15 protein-coding genes are annotated in these 20,070 nt (G+C 44.0%); 12 read left to right on the top strand and 3 right to left on the bottom strand.

Annotated features, from left to right (window positions below; all coding sequences use genetic code 11):
- The first annotated feature begins 7 nt into the window (after positions 1-7).
- A complete protein-coding gene (locus JOC33_RS01445) occupies positions 8-1,339 on the top strand; it encodes a CoA-disulfide reductase (RefSeq protein ID WP_205090276.1) in 1,332 nt (443 codons plus the stop codon).
- A 44-nt stretch (positions 1,340-1,383) separates the two neighbouring features.
- Here the strand turns inward: JOC33_RS01445 and JOC33_RS01440 are convergent, their stop codons facing one another.
- Entirely contained in the window at positions 1,384-2,040 is a 657-nt protein-coding gene (locus JOC33_RS01440) for a haloacid dehalogenase type II (protein WP_205090271.1), read from the bottom strand.
- Between the two features lie 221 nt (positions 2,041-2,261).
- Between JOC33_RS01440 and JOC33_RS01435 the strand changes: the two genes are divergently transcribed.
- Positions 2,262-3,140 carry a COX15/CtaA family protein gene (locus tag JOC33_RS01435; protein WP_239533935.1) on the top strand — a complete coding sequence of 293 codons (879 nt, stop codon included), beginning with the start codon at positions 2,262-2,264 and terminating at the stop codon, positions 3,138-3,140.
- 52 nt (positions 3,141-3,192) lie between these two features.
- Here the strand turns inward: JOC33_RS01435 and JOC33_RS01430 are convergent, their stop codons facing one another.
- Positions 3,193-6,414: a DEAD/DEAH box helicase gene (locus JOC33_RS01430; protein ID WP_205090268.1), complete on the bottom strand. Its 3,222-nt coding sequence runs from the start codon at positions 6,412-6,414 to the stop codon at positions 3,193-3,195.
- 624 nt (positions 6,415-7,038) lie between these two features.
- On the opposite strand from JOC33_RS01430, the gene JOC33_RS01425 reads away from it, so the two are divergent.
- A complete protein-coding gene (locus JOC33_RS01425; protein ID WP_205090266.1) occupies positions 7,039-7,686 on the top strand; it encodes a nucleoside/nucleotide kinase family protein in 648 nt (215 codons plus the stop codon).
- Positions 7,687-7,706: 20 nt separating this feature from the next.
- Here JOC33_RS01425 and JOC33_RS01420 read toward each other — a convergent pair whose 3' ends face one another.
- Entirely contained in the window at positions 7,707-8,645 is a 939-nt protein-coding gene (locus JOC33_RS01420) for a nucleoside hydrolase (protein WP_205090264.1), read from the bottom strand.
- Between the two features lie 339 nt (positions 8,646-8,984).
- Here JOC33_RS01420 and JOC33_RS01415 point away from each other — a divergent pair, with 339 nt between their 5' ends.
- From JOC33_RS01415 to JOC33_RS01375, 9 genes are all read left to right on the top strand, one after another.
- Positions 8,985-10,016: a multicopper oxidase domain-containing protein gene (locus JOC33_RS01415; protein WP_205090261.1), complete on the top strand. Its 1,032-nt coding sequence runs from the start codon at positions 8,985-8,987 to the stop codon at positions 10,014-10,016.
- A 313-nt stretch (positions 10,017-10,329) separates the two neighbouring features.
- Positions 10,330-11,922, top strand: coding sequence for a peptide chain release factor 3 (locus JOC33_RS01410; RefSeq protein ID WP_205090259.1), 1,593 nt, complete (start codon positions 10,330-10,332; stop codon positions 11,920-11,922).
- Between the two features lie 366 nt (positions 11,923-12,288).
- Positions 12,289-14,268, top strand: coding sequence for an excinuclease ABC subunit UvrB (gene uvrB / locus JOC33_RS01405; protein ID WP_205091502.1), 1,980 nt, complete (start codon positions 12,289-12,291; stop codon positions 14,266-14,268).
- Between the two features lie 7 nt (positions 14,269-14,275).
- A complete protein-coding gene (gene uvrA / locus JOC33_RS01400) occupies positions 14,276-17,149 on the top strand; it encodes an excinuclease ABC subunit UvrA (RefSeq protein WP_205090258.1) in 2,874 nt (957 codons plus the stop codon).
- Positions 17,150-17,224: 75 nt separating this feature from the next.
- Positions 17,225-17,593 carry a YojF family protein gene (locus tag JOC33_RS01395; protein WP_205090254.1) on the top strand — a complete coding sequence of 123 codons (369 nt, stop codon included), beginning with the start codon at positions 17,225-17,227 and terminating at the stop codon, positions 17,591-17,593.
- 1 nt (position 17,594) lies between these two features.
- Entirely contained in the window at positions 17,595-18,260 is a 666-nt protein-coding gene (gene bshB2, locus JOC33_RS01390; protein ID WP_205090253.1) for a bacillithiol biosynthesis deacetylase BshB2, read from the top strand.
- A 141-nt stretch (positions 18,261-18,401) separates the two neighbouring features.
- Positions 18,402-19,451 (top strand): DUF4097 family beta strand repeat-containing protein, encoded by a 1,050-nt coding sequence (locus JOC33_RS01385; RefSeq protein ID WP_205090252.1) that lies wholly within the window; start codon positions 18,402-18,404, stop codon positions 19,449-19,451.
- Positions 19,452-19,468: 17 nt separating this feature from the next.
- Positions 19,469-19,663, top strand: a complete 195-nt coding sequence (locus JOC33_RS01380) for a PspC domain-containing protein (protein WP_205090251.1) — start codon at positions 19,469-19,471, stop codon at positions 19,661-19,663.
- The gene (locus tag JOC33_RS01375) at positions 19,663-20,010 is read left to right on the top strand and encodes a phage holin family protein (protein ID WP_205090249.1); all 348 of its coding nucleotides are present in this window, start codon (positions 19,663-19,665) and stop codon (positions 20,008-20,010) included. The genes JOC33_RS01380 and JOC33_RS01375 overlap by 1 nt, the downstream gene beginning before the upstream one ends.
- Positions 20,011-20,070: the final 60 nt, after the last annotated feature.

Here is a 20,070-nt window from a genome sequence, read left to right as displayed (position 1 = left end):
GATGTAAATGAAGTATGTGATTATAGGTGGAGATGCTGCCGGCATGAGTGCAGCAATGCAGATTGTCAGAAACAGTGATAATGCAGAGATTGTAACTTTCGAAAAGGGAAGCATTTATTCCTACGGGCAGTGTGGACTTCCTTATGTAATCAGCGGGGAAATCAATTCTACGGATGACCTGATTGCCCGGACTCCAGAAACATTCAGGGAAAAATATGGGATAGATGCTCGTATACGGCATGAAGTAACGGCTGTTGATTGTCAGTTGAAAAAGGTTTTCGTCACCAATCTGGATACTGGTGAGGAATTTGAAGAAAGCTATGACAGACTTCTGATAGCTACCGGCGCAAGCCCAGTCTGTCCACCGTGGGAAGGCGCTGATTTGCCGGGGGTCTACCACCTGAAAACTATACCAGATGCCCGTGCCATCATGAAACATTGCCAAAAGGATATCGAAAATGTAACCATTATCGGCGGTGGTTATATTGGACTTGAAATGGCTGAAAGCTTTGTAAAATTGGGAAAGAGTGTCCGTATCATTGATAGAGGCTCTCAGATTGCGAAAATTTTTGATTCGGATATGGCTGAGCTCATCCATGATGAGGCACAGAACAATAATATCGTCCTGACTCTGGAAGAGTCCGTGGAAGGGTTCCAGGGAGATAAACAGGTAAAACAGGTGATTACCAATAAAGGGGAATACGATACTGACCTTGTCCTGGTAGCCGCGGGGGTGGCACCTAACACTTCCTTTCTCCATGGCACAGGAATCTACCTCACCATTAAAGACGCAATTTTAGTAAATGCGTATATGGAGACAAATATTAAAGATGTATACGCAGCTGGTGACTGTGCAACTCAATATCACCGCATCAAGGAAAAACAGGATTATATTCCGCTTGGCACTCACGCAAATAAACAGGGAAGGATTGCAGGGCTGAATATGGTTGATAAGCCGACATCATTCAAAGGGGTGGTCGGGTCATCCATTATTAAATTTTGTTCATTGACCCTAGGGCGCACAGGTTTATCAGAACGTGAGGCTGGTAAATTGAACTTTCCAATTGAAACAATACGGATTACATCCACCGACAGTGCTGGATACTATCCTGATGCAGAAAAGCTGGAGCTGAAGATTGTTTTTCATAGGGAGAACCAAAAAGTATTAGGTGCGCAGATAATCGGTAAGGAAGGTGTCGATAAACGGATTGATGTTCTTGCGACAGCTCTTTATCATGAAATGACGATAAAAGAATTGCTCGACCTCGACCTTTCCTATGCTCCTCCATACAACAGTGTATGGGATCCGATTCAGCAAGCAGCACGCCGGTCTACCTAATAGTAAAAATCCCGGCTCTCCTCTGTCGAGCCGGGTGAAATATACTATAGGTCAACGATTTCATTCAAATTTTTGCATTCATAATCAGGCCTCAGGCCAAGCTCCGGCCATTTATTTTCACCACGGTTTACCCATGCTGTGGTGAATCCGTAATTTTTTGCACCGGCAATGTCCCAGGGATTGCTGGAAAGAAACAAAATTGATTCTTTGTCTCTGATTTCAAGCTTATTATGGGCATAAGCATACGCTTCTGGTGCTGGCTTGTAGATTTTCGGTTCATCGGCGCTGAACATGGTAAAAGCTTTTTCAAGAGAATTATTATTGAGCAATGGTTCAAGCATCCCTTTTGTTCCATTGGAAAAGATGTTCAGGGAGTTCCCCTCCAGGCTATGAATCATGCTATTCACTTCCCTGAACGGCTTTAAATTTTCATAGGCTTCCATCAATTCGCTTACGTCATCTTCAGTGTAATCCGCGTGGTTTATGTTCAGGGCATCCTGAAGGGACCAGCGTGTAATTTTGTCAAATGGCTGATAGCCGTTGATTAATTGGCGGATCATAAAATAACGGACTTGTCTCACTCGCCATTCTTCACTGATCTTTCCACTTTTTTCAGGAAATTTCTTCTGGAGTTTTTCCATTACGGAATGAACGTCGAACAAGGTTCCATATGCATCGAATACATAGGCTTGATAGGTCATGCATCATTCTCCTTTCCTTTTGTTGGTTCCCTTTGGGAAGATGGTGAAACAATCTGTATAGTAAAAAGTCAGAAAACAGGAACTACATTCACAAAAAGTTCATCGTTGATTTAGGGGTTATTTGTTCTGCTATGATAGAATATCATGATATGATTTCTATAAGACAAGTACTAGGAGAAAACATCCACCCGTTGGATTGACCGATATACAGAGAGGGTAAGATGATGCGAAAATTCTCGATTTTTACCGTTATATTTACGTTCATTGCACTTATATTAGGGAATTTAGTTGTGGCGACAGACTCTGGAGACGCCTGTGGAACGCATTGGCCTTTATGTAATGGGTCGGTAATTCCAGATTTTACCGATTATCATGTGATAATCGAATATTCCCACCGTATGTTTACAACGATGCTCGGGCTTGTGATTCTTGTGAATGCCATCGGCGCCCTTATAAAATATCGTGATTCAAAAGCCGTACGCTGGCTTACTTATCTCAGCTTTGGCCTGCTGTTGTTTCAATCAATGATTGGAGGACTGAATGTACTACTTGGAACCCCACCTGGTTTTACGACATTCGATGTGACTTTCAGCCAGTTACTGCTATTGACGATGGTTCTCCTGAGTTACAGCCTGCACAGAAGGGAAACACCTCTTGAACCGAACCAACGCAAGTCGGTAACTATGAGTTACCGGGCATTTACAATAGGGTTTATTGGATATATTTTTCAGATTATTCTCGGAGCATTTTTCAAACATAGTGCTGCTTCAAGTGTTGTGTTGAGGCTCCCCGCCCAAGAATATTTGATAGAATCCCCTCAGCTGGCGAACGTCATTTATTCTCTGCACTGGGTTGCAACAGTGGTGGTCGCTGTAGGGGCAATATGGTTCCTGATATATTCTTCAAAACTCCAATATCACCTTCAGCTTGCGTGGCTGTACCTTATTTCCATCATTTTAAATGCTGTTGTAGGGGTGGCTATTGTGGTCACTAAGAATGTGGTGGTAATGTCATCCCTTCATATGGCTGTATCAACGACAACTATGGTGATAGGCGGAAGTATCCTCGGAGGTTACTGGTTCAAACTGAAGAAAGCCTAAAAAAAGCCTTCCCCGGGACATCCAAAATCTGGATGTCCCGGGGAAGTTTTTATTACATATCCAACAGTTGTTTGATTTCTTCTTCTTTCAGGCTTGTCAGCATTGTTTCTCCAGGCTGGATGATCTGGTCAACAAGATCCCTTTTCTTCTGCTGTAGCTGATGAATACGCTCTTCGATGGTACCTTCAGCAAGCAGGCGGATCACCTGGACGACTTTTTTCTGACCGATTCGGTGTGCCCGTCCAGCAGCCTGCTCCTCAATTGCAGGATTCCACCATAGGTCATACAGGATGACTGTATCAGCACCTGTCAGGTTAAGCCCGGTGCCTCCTGCTTTCAAGGAAATGAAAAAGGCATCTCTGTCTCCATTATTAAATTGTTCTACTTGATTCAATCTATCTTCTGACTTCGTGCTGCCATCCAAATAAAAGCTGTTTATTCCAAGCCCTTCTAATTCTTCGTGCATCATTTTCAGCATGCTGGCAAATTGGGAAAAGATCAGTATCCGGTGACCGCCTTCCTTCAGTTCCATCACCAATTCCTTTAACTGTTCCAGTTTACCTGACCGCCCTTTATAATCTTCCACAAAAAGTCCCGGGTGACAGCAGATCTGCCGCAGTCTGGTCAAACCAGCAAGAATCTCAAGTTTCCCGCGCTGGAAGCCTTTTTCTGCAATGGTTTCTTTGATATCTGACTGGATTTTTTCGAGATAAGCAAGATAAATTTGTTTTTGATCTGTTGTCAGTTCGGAATATTGTGTTGTTTCAATCTTATCCGGCAGTTCTGCCAGTACATCCTTTTTCAAACGGCGTAAGATGAACGGGCGAGTAATCCGGGCGATTTTCTCCGGCTTCATTTCCAGGAATTTCTTTTTATTAGTGTAAAACCCAGGCATGATTGTCCGGAAAATCGACCAAAGCTCGTTCAAGGAGTTTTCGATTGGCGTCCCACTTAGAGCGAACCTGTGGGACGCCATTATTGCTCGCGTTGCCTGTGCTGTTTTCGTCGCTTCGTTTTTGATGGCCTGAGCTTCATCCAGAATCATTACGTGGAATTTCTTTTCCTTGTAGGATGCAATATCCTGGCGAAGCAAAGGATAGGAAGTTATCCAAATATCGTGTGTCTCAACTTTTTCTTCCAGCAGCTGGCCTCTTGTTTCCGGATCACCCGAAATTGTTTTGACCGATAGAGAAGGTGCAAAGCGTTCGATTTCTTTTTTCCAGTTGAATACCAGGGAAGCAGGAGTAACTATCAGGGCAGGCTCATCCATATTGCCGGCTTGTTTTTCAGAAAGCAGATAAGCAATACTTTGTAATGTCTTACCGAGACCCATGTCGTCCGCCAGTATGCCGCCGAACCGGTAATAGGATAAAGTTTTCATCCACCGGTAGCCTGTCAGCTGATAATCACGAAGTTCGGCATTCAGACCCTCTGGAAGCTGAATATCGAAGACAGACGGGTTACGGAGACGGCTGATCAACGCGTCAAATAAATCGTTCCGTTCTTTATCACTGGTGTGCAGTACCTCATCAACCTGAATGCTCCGTGCCTGTGGCAGCTGGATGCTGTTGGAATGAATATCCTCAGCATTCAGCTCAAATTCCTCTGCCAAATCCCTGAACCGGTCAAATGCTGAGGAAGTCAGGGATAGAAGAGAACCTTCAGACAATTTATAATAACGCTTCTTTTCGACGATGGCTTTCATGACGTTAGAAACGTCTTCTGAAGTGATCCCTTCCATATTAAATGCGATATCGAGCCAGTTTCCCTGTTCTGCCATTTCAACTACAGGGGACAATTCCGTATCGGAAAATTTCAGGATATTCTGCACTGCCCCAGACAGGTAGACATCCGCATGCTGTTTCAGGTCAGGCAGACGTTCCATCAGGAAAAAGAATATCTCCGCTTCATCGTCCAGGTAGACCCGCTCTCCATCAAACTTGAACTCACCGGATTCAATGATGTGCATGATGGCATTTTCCTCTTCCGTTTCCCGTTGGATAATGACGTCCTCCTGCTGTTTGGAACCAAGGAGGGGGCGGATCAGAATGTCTCCGTAATAAAATCGGAGATCAGCTGCCAAAGCCCCATTGGCAAAATCAAGATAAACCTCTGCCCGAAGCGGCTCTCTAATTAGTGATTGTTCAACAGCTTCAGAATAATGGACATCCGCAATCGAGGAAAGTGCAGGAATCACATCGGAAATGACGCGCTCCATGTATGCGGGTGTAATAATATGACTTCCATTTGAACGGTAAGGCAGCACACTCATGACCGCCTGGTATGTGTCTCTTTCCAGTTTACTTACTTGATAAAATTGTCCGTCTCGATATAAAACTTCATAAGCGGACAAAAACTGGAACTTTTTTAGATCAGCCAGGTGGAGCTGGTAATTTGATTCATCCTTAGTCAGGTGGATGTCCAAGTCAGGAAGATGGTCATGGAGTGACCAATCCGCGAATTCCTGTTTCCCTTCATATAAAACGCTGTCTCGTTGTTTGAGTTCGGCTAGCAGTTTTTTCATATAGGCAGGAGGAATTGTCACCATTTTGCTGTCTTTGGTTCGTTGGCTCCAAAAAGGGTCCTGGTAGAATTGTTCTTGTACCTGCATGTGATTTAGCAGCTGCAAAATTCGGGCATCTTCTTCAGAGAAACGGTGATCCTCCGGACGGTAGCTGAACCTGCTCGTAATCGGGTACGCTTTTTTCTTCAAGTAGTGGTGAATCAGGTCTTCAATATTTTTAATGACATACAGATAATTAAGTCCAAGTCTGATTTCAACTGCAAGCACACTTTTACCCAGTTTATGAATCAAGTGAAGATGATACTGGACTTGCAGCGTCTCTCGTTCATCCTCATATAACTCCGTATCCTGGCGGTTTACAAAGACTTCTGTCAATCTTTTGGAAAAATTGTCCCGATCGATCGGCAGATATTGAGATTCATAAGTCCCGGAAGTTGGTGGTTCAGCCAAGCCATGTTCCTGCAGTGCCCGTTTTCGAATAGCCCATAATACAGCAGCAATATGCTTGCAGCTGTAATAGCTGTCATACGCAGGACATTCGCACTTGGCTTCCAGGTCTTCATTCTCAAAAAAGAAGACCCTTACTTCATAATCCTCCGTTCCCGTGACGACGGCCCGCCACGAATTTATTGTCGGATTAAAGGTGAGGCCATGGACCCTTCCGCCGTTATAATAACGTTTTCCACGTTCAAAGAATGTGTTTCCTGTTATTTTTTTTATATCACTCGGTTCAATCAAATGAGTTTGCATAATTTAGCTTCCTAACTGATTTCATGATTTTAGTATCCATTATAGCAGGGAAACAGAATCTTTTCTCTCCGTCAATAGGGTGAAAATGCATGGGGACTTATGGAGAGGGATATGACCAGTATTAACAAACTCGTCAAATAAAATAAGGCAGAAGAAAAGTGGAGATTAATTCAAAAGTGGTTTGTTGGAAACTAAGAACCTTTTGATGTTTATTTCGAAAAACTAATGCGTTCACGGAAGGACGGATGAATGTTGATTTTTCTAGTAATTCCATGGAAGTAACTCTTTTAGACTGACCACATATTACGTTTAGAACAGCTTACGGTTATTTCATTGTTGATTCCGCGATGAGCGAGAGGTGGTGACGCCTGCGGGTACAGCACGAGCCGAAGATCTACTTGGTCAAGTGATCTTTTTGACCAAGTTAGCTGAGGCCGTGCCCGCGGCAAGCATCCGCCGGCAAGCGATTCGTGAGGATCAACTACAAGCTTTAACAGCTCCATTGGGTTATAAAATGATTTTGTCTATGGGCTTAATCAGTTAAGCTGGAAAAGCGGACTGTGGTATGGTTTATATCTAAAGACAATCTTAGGTATTTTGAATATGTATCGAGAGGAGAATTTGATGGCAGATTTAAAACATGAACTTTCCCATGTTTATTGGATAGGTGGTTCCCCATGTGCCGGAAAAACAACTCTTGCAAGGAAACTGGTTGAGCAGTACGACTTTACCTACTACAAATGCGATGACTGCTATGACGATCATATGTCAAGAAGCGATCCGGAAAACCATCCTTCCATGTTCAAAATTAGGGATTTATCATGGGATGAAGTCTGGTCTGTCCAATTTTGTTCCATTCCTGTAGAAGAACAAGTAGAGGAAGTAATGACTGTTTACGAGGAACAATTTTCTTTAATAGTCGAGGATTTACTATCATTGCCAAAGAAATCAAAGATTTTAGTAGAAGGAGCTGCGCTACTCCCTGACAAAGTCGCACCGTTACTTATGGATCCTAAACAGGCTATTTGGTTTGTGCCAGCTCCGGAATTCCAGGTGAATCACTTTTCTAAAAGGGAATGGATTGACAGAATCCTCCAAAAATACGATGACCCTGAGAAAGCCTTCTCCAATTGGATGAAAAGGGATATGAAGTTTGCTGAACAAATTTCTGAACAAGCAAACCGACTTTCGTTAAAAGAGGTAAAAGTGGATGGCAGTCATTCCATTATGCAAAACTTTGCAACGATAAGAAGCCATTTCTCGCTTTTGTGACATATAGTTTCCGGTTTATTTCATTGGTTAAGTGGGGAGCTCATCACTCTGATAAAATCATTGACGAACCAGTAATAATCGAAAGTTAGATAGATGAAAATATTCTTATCAGCAGGTTCAGCCCTTTCTCTAAAATCAGCTATGGAAGTTCCTCTTCCCTCATCGGTCAGCAGTACATCTACATCTTTTCTGACCACCCGTCCCATCGCAGGGTTTATCATAAGAGAAAGGGTAAGTACATCATGCAGGGGAGCTCCATTTAATCCCGGGATCAATTTTTCATATGCTGCCATATAAAATTGCATAATGTCATCTATGATATTTATCAGCGGATTATTGCTCATCTGCAATATTGTATTGATATGCTCCATGGTAATGATCGCCTTGTTTGAAACGTTCAATGGAACAATATAAAGGTTATCCAGCTTACTCACAAGCAAATTGGATGCTACTGGATCTCCATAAAAATTAGCTTCAGCTGAGGCAGTTACATTTCCGGGGACTAAAAACGCCCCACCCATGATATAAAAGGCGGAGATTTCCTCTGCGATGTTTTCCCCAAGCAGGTAGAGGTTCGCTAAGGATGTATTTCTTCCAACATCCACGATTGTGATATCATCATTTTCTTTGATGATGTTGTACAGCTCCGAAAAATTAGTCAGCTCTCCTGAGAAGCCTTCCGGAGGTTTGATAGGACCTAATCCTTCCGGGCCGTGTATTTCCGGGTAGTAAGTTGGTATTTCGCCGGATAATGGGCTGTTGGCTCCGCCAATTATCGGGATATCTGACCTTCCCGCTAATTCCAACAGATAGGCGATGTTATCGGTGGCTTGTTGTTTCGTAACGTTTCCATAGCTGGATACAATAGCGAGCAGGTCAATCTCAGGATTTAACAAAGCATACATTATGGCAAAGGAATCGTCTATTCCCGGATCTGCAAACAGAATGATTTTTTTCATTGAGCTTTCACCTCCATGATAGAATAGTTGCTTTCTTCCCCGAAAAAAATACTTCGGCCCAAGGTATAGTAATAATACGGATCATTTTCAGATTTTATGAAGTAATATTTTCTTTTCTTCTTCATCAAATCCTATTTTTCTATGGAGTAATAACTGTTTTCACTAAGTAGACACAAATGCCAGCTTTAATTGTGAAGTTTGTCACAATGGTTCTTGCGCGTGCGGAATACAATAGAAGGGAGAAGATGAGGAAATTGATTTACCTGCTTAAGATAGCCATGGTCACACTGCCTCCTCCTCTTTTCAGGAAAATACAACAACTTAAACGAGGTGGAAAACATGATCAAGTTGGCCGTCGTTACAGGAATGATATTGCTGGTCGGTTTGATGACAGGTTGTGGTGTGGAACAGGGAGATACGAAAGCTGGCGAAAAAGGGCAGGTAGAAGCAGTTTCTTCAGACAAGACAGAAGCGATCACTCCACATAAAGGAGTCAACCAGGAGCCGGTACCTTTGGTTGTGGAGAGGGTAGGGGAGAAGGAAGTGAACGTGGAAATGACCGCCCAAATCACAGACATAGAGATTGCTGAGAACCACTTTTATAAAGCCTGGACATTCAACGGGCAGGCCCCTGGACCGGTGGTCATCGTAAAGGAAGGGGATTTGATCAATTTTACATTGAAAAACACTGACCCTTCCATTCCACACAGCATGGATTTTCATGCTGTCCATACGGCACCTTCTAAAAATTTCGCTGATATCATGCCCGATGAACAAGGAACCTTCCGATATACCGCTTCTAAACCAGGTGTGTTTATGTACCACTGTGGTACAAAACCGGTCTTATCGCATATCGCAAACGGCATGCATGGCACCATTATCGTTAAGCCGGAAAATGGTTATCCAAATGATGGGGGCATTGATCGAGAGTTCGTCATACTACAGAATGAATGGTACAAATATAACGACTTAGAGGATTTTGCCAGCGGAGAACCAAGTCATGTAGCTTTTTCTACTAAATCCTTGGATGACAATGGGCGCAACACCAATGGAGACACTTTTACTTTAAAGAAAGAGCCGTTAATAGCAAATGTCGGTGACAGAATCCGTATGTATGTCAACAATGTGGGTCCGAACGAAATGAGTTCTTTCCATGTAGTAGGTACTATTTTTGATGACGTATATATTGATGGAAATCCTTTCAATCATATGCAAGGGCTGCAGACAGTCCTCCTTCCAGCCAGTGGTGGAGCTATCGTTGAATTTACAGTTAAGGAAGCAGGAGACTATCCAATTGTAACCCACCAATTCAATCACGCGGAAAAAGGTGCCGTTGCCATTTTAAGGGTAGATGGGCCTGATGATAAATAAGCTGGCTTCCTGTACAAGCGATTGATTTTACAACGGAACTGTGCTATTTTTCAAGAAGTGGAGTTGTTTTATAAGGAAGATCACTCCTCAGGCTGGATGTCTGGATGGGAGTGGTCTATTTTTTCACTTTAAGAAAGTTTAACTTTGTTAAAGGATTAACCTATAAGTAAAACGAAGGCTTTCGCCATATGAACTTGCCAAGTTTTACTAATGATGAATTTATATAAAATGGAGTTGAATGGACCAATGTGATTTTATATCCTGCCCAACACTAAAAAAATATGTTCAGAAAGATATACAGGAGGATATAAACATGACCATTAATCATGAAATGAATAAACGCCGGACTTTTGCAATTATTTCCCACCCGGATGCCGGGAAAACAACACTGACTGAAAAATTGCTTGTGTTCGGTAATCTCATCCGTTCAGCAGGTACTGTAAAAGGGAAGAAGTCAGGCAAATTTGCGACCTCCGACTGGATGGAAATCGAAAAACAACGGGGAATTTCCGTTACATCAAGTGTAATGAACTTCCCATACCGAGATTACCAGGTTAACATTCTGGATACTCCCGGGCATGAAGATTTCAGTGAAGATACGTACCGGACCTTGACTGCTGTGGACAGTGTCGTCATGATCATTGATGCAACGAAAGGTATTGAGGCTCAGACTCTAAAGCTGTTTAAAGTATGTAAAATGCGGGGCATACCAATCTTTACGTTCATCAATAAATTGGACCGTGAAGGTAGAGAACCATTTGATTTGATGGAAGAGATCGAAGAAGTGCTCGATATCGAAACTTATCCGATGACATGGCCAGCAGGGATGGGCAAACGTTTCAAAGGCGTATTTGATCGTCACCACGAGCAGTTCATCGCGTACACCGGTAATGAAGAAGAAATCAATATTCCCTATTCCGAACTGGAAAACCCTGCTCACAAGGAACTGGTGGAGCATCCGACGTACCAGGAAACCCTTGATGAACTTTTGCTGCTTGACGAAGCTGGAGACCAATTCGACATGGAGAAAGTGATGCGCGGCGAGCAGACACCTGTATTTTTTGGAAGTGCGCTTGCACCATTCGGTGTCGAAGGATTTTTTGATACCTTCATCGATATGGCGCCAGCTCCAGCACCGCGCCGTTCCACAGAGGGAATCGTCTCACCGGATCACCCGGAATTTTCCGGATTCATCTTCAAAATACAGGCGAATATGAATCCGCAGCACCGCGATCGTGTAGCATTTGTCCGGGTCTGTTCAGGAAAATTTGAACGTGGTATGAACGTGACGCTCGGCAGGACCGGGAAATCATTTAAGCTTGCTCAATCCCAGCAATTTGTCGCTTCCTCAAGAGGAACGATAGATGAAGCCTACGCCGGCGATATTATCGGAATTTATGACCCGAATGTCTACCGTATCGGCGATACAATTTTAACTGGAAAAACAACCTTTGAATACGACGAATTACCGCAATTCCCGCCCGAGGAATTCAAAAAAGTGACCGCCAAAAACGTCATGAAATCCAAACAATTCAAAAAAGGAATTGAACAGCTTGTCCAGGAGGGCGCCATCCAACTTTTCAAGCGTTACCGATTCGAAGATTACATCCTCGGAGCTGTAGGCCAGCTGCAATACGATGTATTTGAGTACCGCATGAAAAACGAATATAACGTCGAAGTAGAATTGCAGCCACTGGGAGAACGGCTTCCGCGCTGGCTGAGAGAAGACCAGGTAGATGAATCTTTATTCGATGAACGAAACATGTTAGTGAAAGATCGCGAAGGCAGCCCAGTCGTCCTCTTTAAAAACGACTTTTCCCTGCGCTGGTTCAAGGATAAAAACCCGGATATCGAATTAATTGACCTGTTCGAAGTTAATCAATATGACCAGAATTACAGTGGCTAGCAGCCTATTCGGAAGTGACACCCAAAAGCGGGTGTCACTTTTTTGTTTTATAACGAAAAAGCGAGAAGCGGGGCGGTCAGGGCGGGAAATACGCGGAAGAGGTGGTAGAATCAGCGGAGGCAGGCGAAGAATCAGCGGACCAGCGCGGTAAATCAGCGAAAGAGGCGAAGAATCGGCGGACGGGCACAGGAAATCACCGGAGGCAGGAATAAAACGTACTCAAAGCTCAAATACAGTCTCAGCAGCGGGTGTTTTACCGGAAAACAATTCCAGGAGCATATCTCGAATATTTGTTCGTATTCATGTTAAAATCAGTTATTATTGTGGTAAACTAGTCTTGTACATTCTAGGAACGGAGGTTGCATGGTGGAGAATAAATTCGAGCTTGTTTCGCAGTATCAGCCAGAGGGGGACCAGCCCCAGGCAATCAAGGAATTGGTGGATGGAGTCAACCGTGGAAAAAAGCACCAGACATTGCTGGGTGCAACTGGTACTGGTAAGACGTTCACCATGTCCAATGTGATTCAGCAGGTCAATAAGCCTACGCTTATCATTGCACATAATAAGACGTTGGCTGGTCAGCTATATAGTGAGTTTAAGGAGTTTTTTCCGAATAATGCTGTTGAATATTTTGTCAGCTATTATGACTACTATCAGCCGGAGGCGTATGTCCCTTCTTCGGATACGTTTATTGAGAAGGATGCGAGTATCAATGATGAGATTGATAAGCTGCGCCACTCGGCCACATCCGCTTTATTTGAGCGGAACGATGTCATTATTGTTGCGAGTGTATCGTGCATCTATGGCTTGGGTAATCCGGAAGAATATAAAAGCCAGGTGCTTTCTATCCGGGTAGGGATGGAAAAAGAACGGGACGACCTGCTTAGAGAACTTGTTGATATTCAGTATGCGCGTAATGATATTGATTTCCAGCGTGGTACGTTCCGAGTTCGAGGAGATTCTGTGGAAATCATTCCGGCTTCCCGGGAAGAGCACGCAATGCGGGTCGAGTTTTTTGGAGATGAAATCGACAGGATTAGAGAAATTGATGTGCTAACTGGTGAAATCATCGGCGACCGTGAGCATGTTGCCATTTTCCCGGCATCCCACTTCGTAACCCGGGAAGAAAAAATGAAGATTGCAATCAAGAATATTGAAAGAGAACTGGAAGAACAGCTTAAGAAGTTCCGCGATGATGGTAAATTACTGGAAGCCCAGCGTTTGGAGCAGCGGACGAATTATGACCTGGAAATGATGCGGGAGATGGGTTTCTGTTCTGGAATTGAAAACTATTCCAGACATTTGACGCTTCGGGATGCTGGGGCAACTCCTTATACCCTTCTCGATTATTTTCCGGAAGATTACCTGATGATGATCGATGAGTCTCATGTCACACTGCCGCAGGTTCGCGGTATGTATAACGGGGACCGGGCACGTAAGCAGGTTTTGGTAGATCACGGATTCCGGCTTCCATCTGCTCTGGATAACCGTCCGCTGATGTTTGAAGAGTTTGAAGAAAAATCTCATCAGCGCTTGTATGTATCTGCAACACCGGGGCCGTATGAGCTGGAACATACTCCGAAAATGGTCGAGCAGATCATTCGTCCTACCGGATTGCTTGATCCGGTCATCGATGTAAGGCCGATTAAAGGCCAGATTGATGATCTGATTGGTGAGATCAACATGCGTAAAGAGAAGAATGAGCGGGTATTGGTTACTACCTTGACGAAAAAAATGTCCGAGGATTTGACCGATTATCTGAAAGAGATCGGAATCAAAGTCGCTTATCTCCATTCGGAAATAAAAACACTGGAGCGGATTGAAATCATCCGCGATCTCCGTGTCGGTAAGTATGATGTTCTTGTAGGAATCAACCTTCTTCGTGAGGGGCTCGATATACCGGAAGTTTCTCTTGTGGCGATTCTTGATGCGGACAAAGAAGGTTTCTTGCGTTCTCACCGTTCTCTCATACAGACAAGTGGACGAGCAGCACGTAATGAGAATGGGCAAGTCATCATGTATGCCGATAAAATTACCGATTCCATGGGTGCTGCCATTGAAGAAACTCAGCGTCGCCGAGAAAAGCAAATTGCCCATAACGAAAAGTATGACATTACGCCGAAGACAATTAAGAAGGAAGTACGGGATGTCATTCGTGCGACAATGGCTGCTGAAGAGGAAGAAAGTTACGAAGCAGCACCGAAACCTTCTGAAATGAGCAAAAAAGAGCGCGAGCAGACAATTGAGAATATGGAAAAAGAAATGAAGAAAGCTGCACGGGAACTTGATTTTGAGCGTGCTGCAGAGCTTCGTGACGTACTTCTGGAACTTAAAGCGGAAGGATGATGGCGCAATGGCCAGCAAAACAATCAGTATTAAAGGGGCAAGAGCCCATAATCTTAAAAATATAGATGTGGAAATACCTAAAAACAAGCTTGTTGTATTGACCGGGTTGTCAGGGTCAGGGAAATCATCCCTGGCCTTTGATACCGTCTATGCGGAAGGACAACGCAGGTATGTGGAATCATTATCTGCTTATGCACGTCAATTCCTCGGTCAGATGGACAAGCCGGATGTCGATGCAATCGAAGGGCTGTCACCGGCGATTTCCATCGATCAGAAGACGACAAGCCGTAATCCAAGATCGACGGTCGGGACGGTGACGGAAATCTACGACTATTTGCGTTTGTTGTTTGCCAGAGTCGGCCGCCCGACCTGTCCAAAGCACGGAATTGAAATAAGCTCACAGACAGTTCAGCAGATGGTCGACCGAATTCTGGAATATGAAGAACGGACGAAAATGCAAATTTTGGCACCGGTTGTTTCCGGACGAAAAGGCGAACATGTTAAAGTTTTTGAAAAGCTTCAGCAGGAAGGGTATGTCCGTCTTCGTGTTGACGGTGAAATGCGTGAGATTTCCGAGGAAATAAACCTTGAAAAAAATAAAAAGCATTCGATTGAAGTAGTTGTGGACAGGATTGTTGTCAAGAAAGGCGTGGAATCACGGTTGTCTGATTCTCTGGAGACAGCACTGCGGCTTGGTGAAGGCCAAGTGATCGTCGATGTTATTGGTGACGAAGAACTGTTGTTCAGCGAAAATCACGCCTGTCCAATTTGCGGCTTCTCCATTGGCGAGCTTGAACCAAGGATGTTTTCCTTTAACAGCCCGTACGGTGCCTGTCAGCGGTGTGACGGGCTCGGAACACAGCTGGAAGTTGACCTTGACCTCGTGATTCCTGACTGGACATTATCTTTACATGAAAACGCGATTGCGGCGTGGGAACCAAATAGCTCGCAGTACTATCCTAAGCTGTTGGAAAGTGTTTGTACTCATTACGGGATTGATATGGATATCCCTGTAAAGGATATTCCTAAGAAGCAGATGGATAAAATTCTTCATGGGAGCGGAAATGAAAAAATCTACTTCCGCTACGAGAACGATTTCGGCAGGATTAGGGAAAATCATATTTACTTTGAAGGGGTACTTACCAATATTTCCCGCCGTTACCGGGAAACAAGCTCGGATTTTATTCGCGAGCAAATGGAAAAATATATGGCCCAAAAGCCTTGTCCAAAGTGTAAAGGGAATCGCTTGAAGGAAGAAGCGCTGGCTGTCCTCATTAATGGCAGACATATCGGCGAAACCACGGCTTTTGCCGTTACGGAAGCAAAAGAATTTTTCGAAAGCCTGGAGCTTTCCGAAAAAGAAGAACAGATTGCCAGAATGATTCTGAAAGAAATATGTGAGCGGCTGACATTCTTGATCAATGTCGGTTTGGATTATCTGAACCTTTCCAGGGCGGCTGGAACGCTATCCGGCGGTGAAGCGCAGCGTATCAGGCTTGCTACCCAGATAGGTTCTGCTTTGACTGGGGTACTTTATGTTCTTGATGAGCCTTCGATTGGATTGCATCAGCGTGATAATGATCGCTTGATTTCCACACTTCAACGGATGCGTGATCTTGATAATACGTTGATTGTAGTAGAACATGATGAAGATACGATGCTTGCTGCGGATCACCTTATTGACATCGGCCCTGGTGCTGGTGCTCACGGTGGAGAGATTGTCGCCCAGGGTACACCTAAACAAGTGATGAAGGACCGAAAGTCATTGACCGGTCAATATCTGTCTGGAAAGAAATTCATTCCGCTGCCTCATAAACGTAGGCAGCCGGACGGACGTTTCCTTGAAATCAAGGGTGCAGAAGAGAACAATTTGAAAAAAGTAAATGCACAGATTCCACTCGGTCTGTTTACTGCTGTAACAGGCGTATCGGGGTCAGGTAAAAGCACCCTCATTAATGAAATCCTTTATAAATCCTTATCGATGAGACTTCATCGGGGTAAACAGAAACCAGGGAAGCATAAGGAAATCAAAGGCATCGATCAGCTGGAAAAAGTAATCGATATAGACCAGTCTCCGATCGGCAGAACGCCGAGATCTAACCCGGCTACGTATACGGGTGTATTCGATGATGTCCGGGACGTATTTGCTCAGACAAATGAAGCGAAAATCAGAGGCTATAAAAAAGGCCGTTTCAGCTTTAATGTCAAAGGCGGCCGTTGTGAAGCCTGCCGCGGGGATGGGATTATCAAAATTGAAATGCATTTTCTGCCGGATGTCTATGTGCCTTGTGAAGTATGTCATGGGAAACGTTACAACCGGGAAACGCTAGAAGTGAAGTATAAAGGAAAAAATATTGCTGAAGTACTTGGAATGACTATTGAAGAAGCCCTCGATTTCTTCAGTAATATCCCAAAGATCAGGCGGAAGCTGCAGACGATCTATGATGTCGGCCTTGGCTATATTAAACTCGGGCAGCCAGCGACGACATTGTCTGGCGGGGAAGCGCAGCGAGTCAAGCTTGCCAGTGAATTGCACCGCCGTTCTACAGGAAAGTCATTCTATATCCTGGATGAACCAACCACCGGCCTTCACGTTGACGATATCGCTCGTCTCCTGGAGGTGCTTCAGCGCTTGGTTGATAATGGAGATTCTGTCTTGATCATTGAGCATAACCTTGATGTCATCAAAGCAGCTGACCATATTCTCGACCTTGGTCCAGAGGGAGGAGAAAAGGGTGGCCAGATTATTGCAACAGGCACTCCGGAAGAAGTTGCCGAGCAAGAAGATTCCCATACCGGCCATTATTTAAAGCCTGTACTGGAGCGTGATCGTGCCAGGATGAAAGAGCGTATGAACGAAAAAGAAAAAGTTGCCAGATGAGTGCATCTTTTGACGGAGCAGGCTGGTATTCTGTATCGTAAACAGGAGATTGTTTAACGGGAGGAGTCTTGCACAATGGAAGCAATAGATCGAGAAAAGGTGCAACAAGCCATCAACCAATTTGCAGGAAAAGATGTATATGTACATTTAGAGACCACAAATGGCGCATATGCAAGTCATTTTGATGAAAATGCTTATAATGTAGGGGCTTTTATAAGAAATGCCCATGTAAAATATGAGCATGGAAAAATAGTTGGGACAGGCGGTTCCTACCGAATCGGCTTGAAACTTGACCTTGGTTGGGTCTATGCGGAAGGTGTCACCGATTATGAAGTGGATGATCAAAACCGTCTCCTAATGGCGGGTCACGACCGGGAAGGCAGGCTTATGGTAGCCCTGGAAATAAGTGAAACTCCTTTCACCCATGAGTCAAAGGAGGATTAATATGTCACATGAACATGTCGTAGTCATCTACCCCCATCCTGATGATGAATCATTCGGAGCTTCAGGGACGATTTCCAAATACCGCGAGCAAGACATCCCGGTCACCTACTTGTGCGGAACACTCGGAGAAATGGGTCGTAATATGGGGAGTCCCACATTTGCCAATCGTGAAACCCTGTCCACTTTTCGAAAAGAAGAATTGAAGAAGGCTTGTAAAGCACTTGATATTGATTACCGACTGCTCGGTTATCGGGATAAAACCCTGGAATTCGAGCAGCGAGAGCAGGTAGCCGCCCACCTGAAAGAGATATTGCAAGAAATACGTCCAACGTTGGTGATTACCCACTACCCGGGCTATGCGGTCCATCCGGATCACGATGCACTCGGAGCAGCTGCAATTCAAGCAGTAGCTGACATGGAAGAGGATGTCAGGCCTGAATTGTGGGCTCAGGCAATTGCTACCAATTTTGAAAAGACATTAGGAAAGCCGGATATCATTCATGATGTAAAGCCTTACTGGGATAAAAAAATGGCAGCTATTGAAACCCATTTATCCCAAGCGTCCGGAATGATGAGTTTGATCAAAAACAAGCCAGACTTCAATGAAAATGAGGAACTCGAACATTTACGGTATGAACGTTTTTATCGCTGGAAACTTGAAGAATGACCAAAATCACCCTGTCATGTCGGCCAAAGTATGCTGACATGATGGGGTGATTTTTTTAATCAGTAAGTACCGAACATCAGATGATTTTCGAGGTATAATTAAGGGAAAGGTGCCTATGCAGGCAGAAAGGGGCGACAAGTTATGGAACAGGAAAAATTGCAGGTATTAAAGATGATTGAAGAAGGTACCATCACAGCAGAGGAGGGAGCTGAGCGTCTCAAGCAATTGGAGCACTCCGTCTCGACAGAAGTAAAATGGGAAGGCCGGGATAAACAATCAGAACAAAAACAAGCTCCGAAAAAGAAGCGAAAGCTTTTCGGCTATATGGAACAGGCATTCACCAAGCTGAAAACCGCTGATTTGGACCTTAACTTTGGAGAGTATACAGTTGTCTCCCATATTTTTCAAAATGAAGGGGATCCGTTTGATAATATAGCAGTTTCTGTCCCGAACGGATCGTTAGAAGTGAAATCATGGAAAGAACCATCGGTGCGTTTGGAATGTGAGGCCAAGGTCTACCAGACGGAGGATTCAAATAAAGCAAGACAGCAATTCTTAAATGATGTTGACTTTAAAGTTGCTGACGAGTCGCTTCACTTCGCCCTAACCTCTAAAAAAATGAAAGTGGATATTACCCTTTATGTGCCCGAACAGCAATATCAAAGGTTATTTGTAAAGCTATTCAACGGATCGATAACTGCTGAAAACCTGTCTGTTCGTGATTCGGATCTAAAAACCACCAATGGCTCTATTTTGCTCGATAGCATGACCGGTCAAAATGCGGATACAGAAACATCAAACGGTTCTGTCCAAGTAAGGAAAAGTGCTTTGGAAAATATAGAGGCTGATACCGTAAACGGTTCCGTCAAGCTGAGTGGAGACTTTGGCAAAGTTGATGCTTCCGCGATTACCGGAAGCGTTACTTGTGAATACTACGGTGGAAAAGCACACACCGGCTTTTTTCAGACTACAACCGGCAGTGTGAAGGTTCACCTGCCGCATAATGTCAAGGTGGATGGAAAGCTGAAAACGAGCATGGGAAGCCTGAACTGCAACATGGATAATGCCAAAATCTATAAAGAGAAAAAAGAAATGGTGAAAAAAGAGCTTTCTTTCACAATCAATGAAACGCATGAGAACGTATACCATTTAGAGGCAGAAACCAAAACTGGTTCCGTTACCGTCCAATAACAGAAGGAGGGTTAGCCATGGAAAAGAAATTGGCCAGATCAAAGACTGACCGTATGCTGGCTGGTGTCCTAGGTGGGGTCTCGAATTATTTCAATGTGGATTCGACATTGGTGCGCCTGGTGTATGTCGTTTTGACCATACCCGTTGCGCCGCTGATTCTCGTCTACATTGCCGCTATTTTCATTATGCCGAATGAAAGGGGAGTGGAATAATGAAAAGCTGGCTGCTTCATATCATTGTCAATACAATCGCAATCCTGATTGTTTCCTTCCTGTTCGATGGCGTAGTAATTGGTGGCATCTTTGGTGCATTGTCAGCTGCATTTATCTTGTCCATTCTGAATGCAATCGTCCGACCGATTTTAGTAGTTCTGACATTGCCGATTACGATTCTTTCCCTTGGATTATTCCTGTTCGTTATCAATGCCATCACGCTCCTGCTGACGGACGCAATTCTTGGAAGTATTTTTGAAATAGCGGGCTTTTTCACAGCAATACTTGCAGCGATCGTTATATCTCTGCTTAACTTGCTTTTGAACAGTTTTATTAAAAATGACTGAAAAAGTTATTCCAGCTTGTAGAGAAACCACTTGGATATTTCGAAGCTGCTGAAGAACTGC

Origin of the sequence: Thalassobacillus pellis (genome assembly GCF_016908295.1) — a bacterium.
In the GTDB taxonomy this organism is placed as follows: domain Bacteria; phylum Bacillota; class Bacilli; order Bacillales; family Halobacillaceae; genus Thalassobacillus; species Thalassobacillus pellis.
This window is presented reverse-complemented; position numbering and strand designations above follow the sequence as displayed.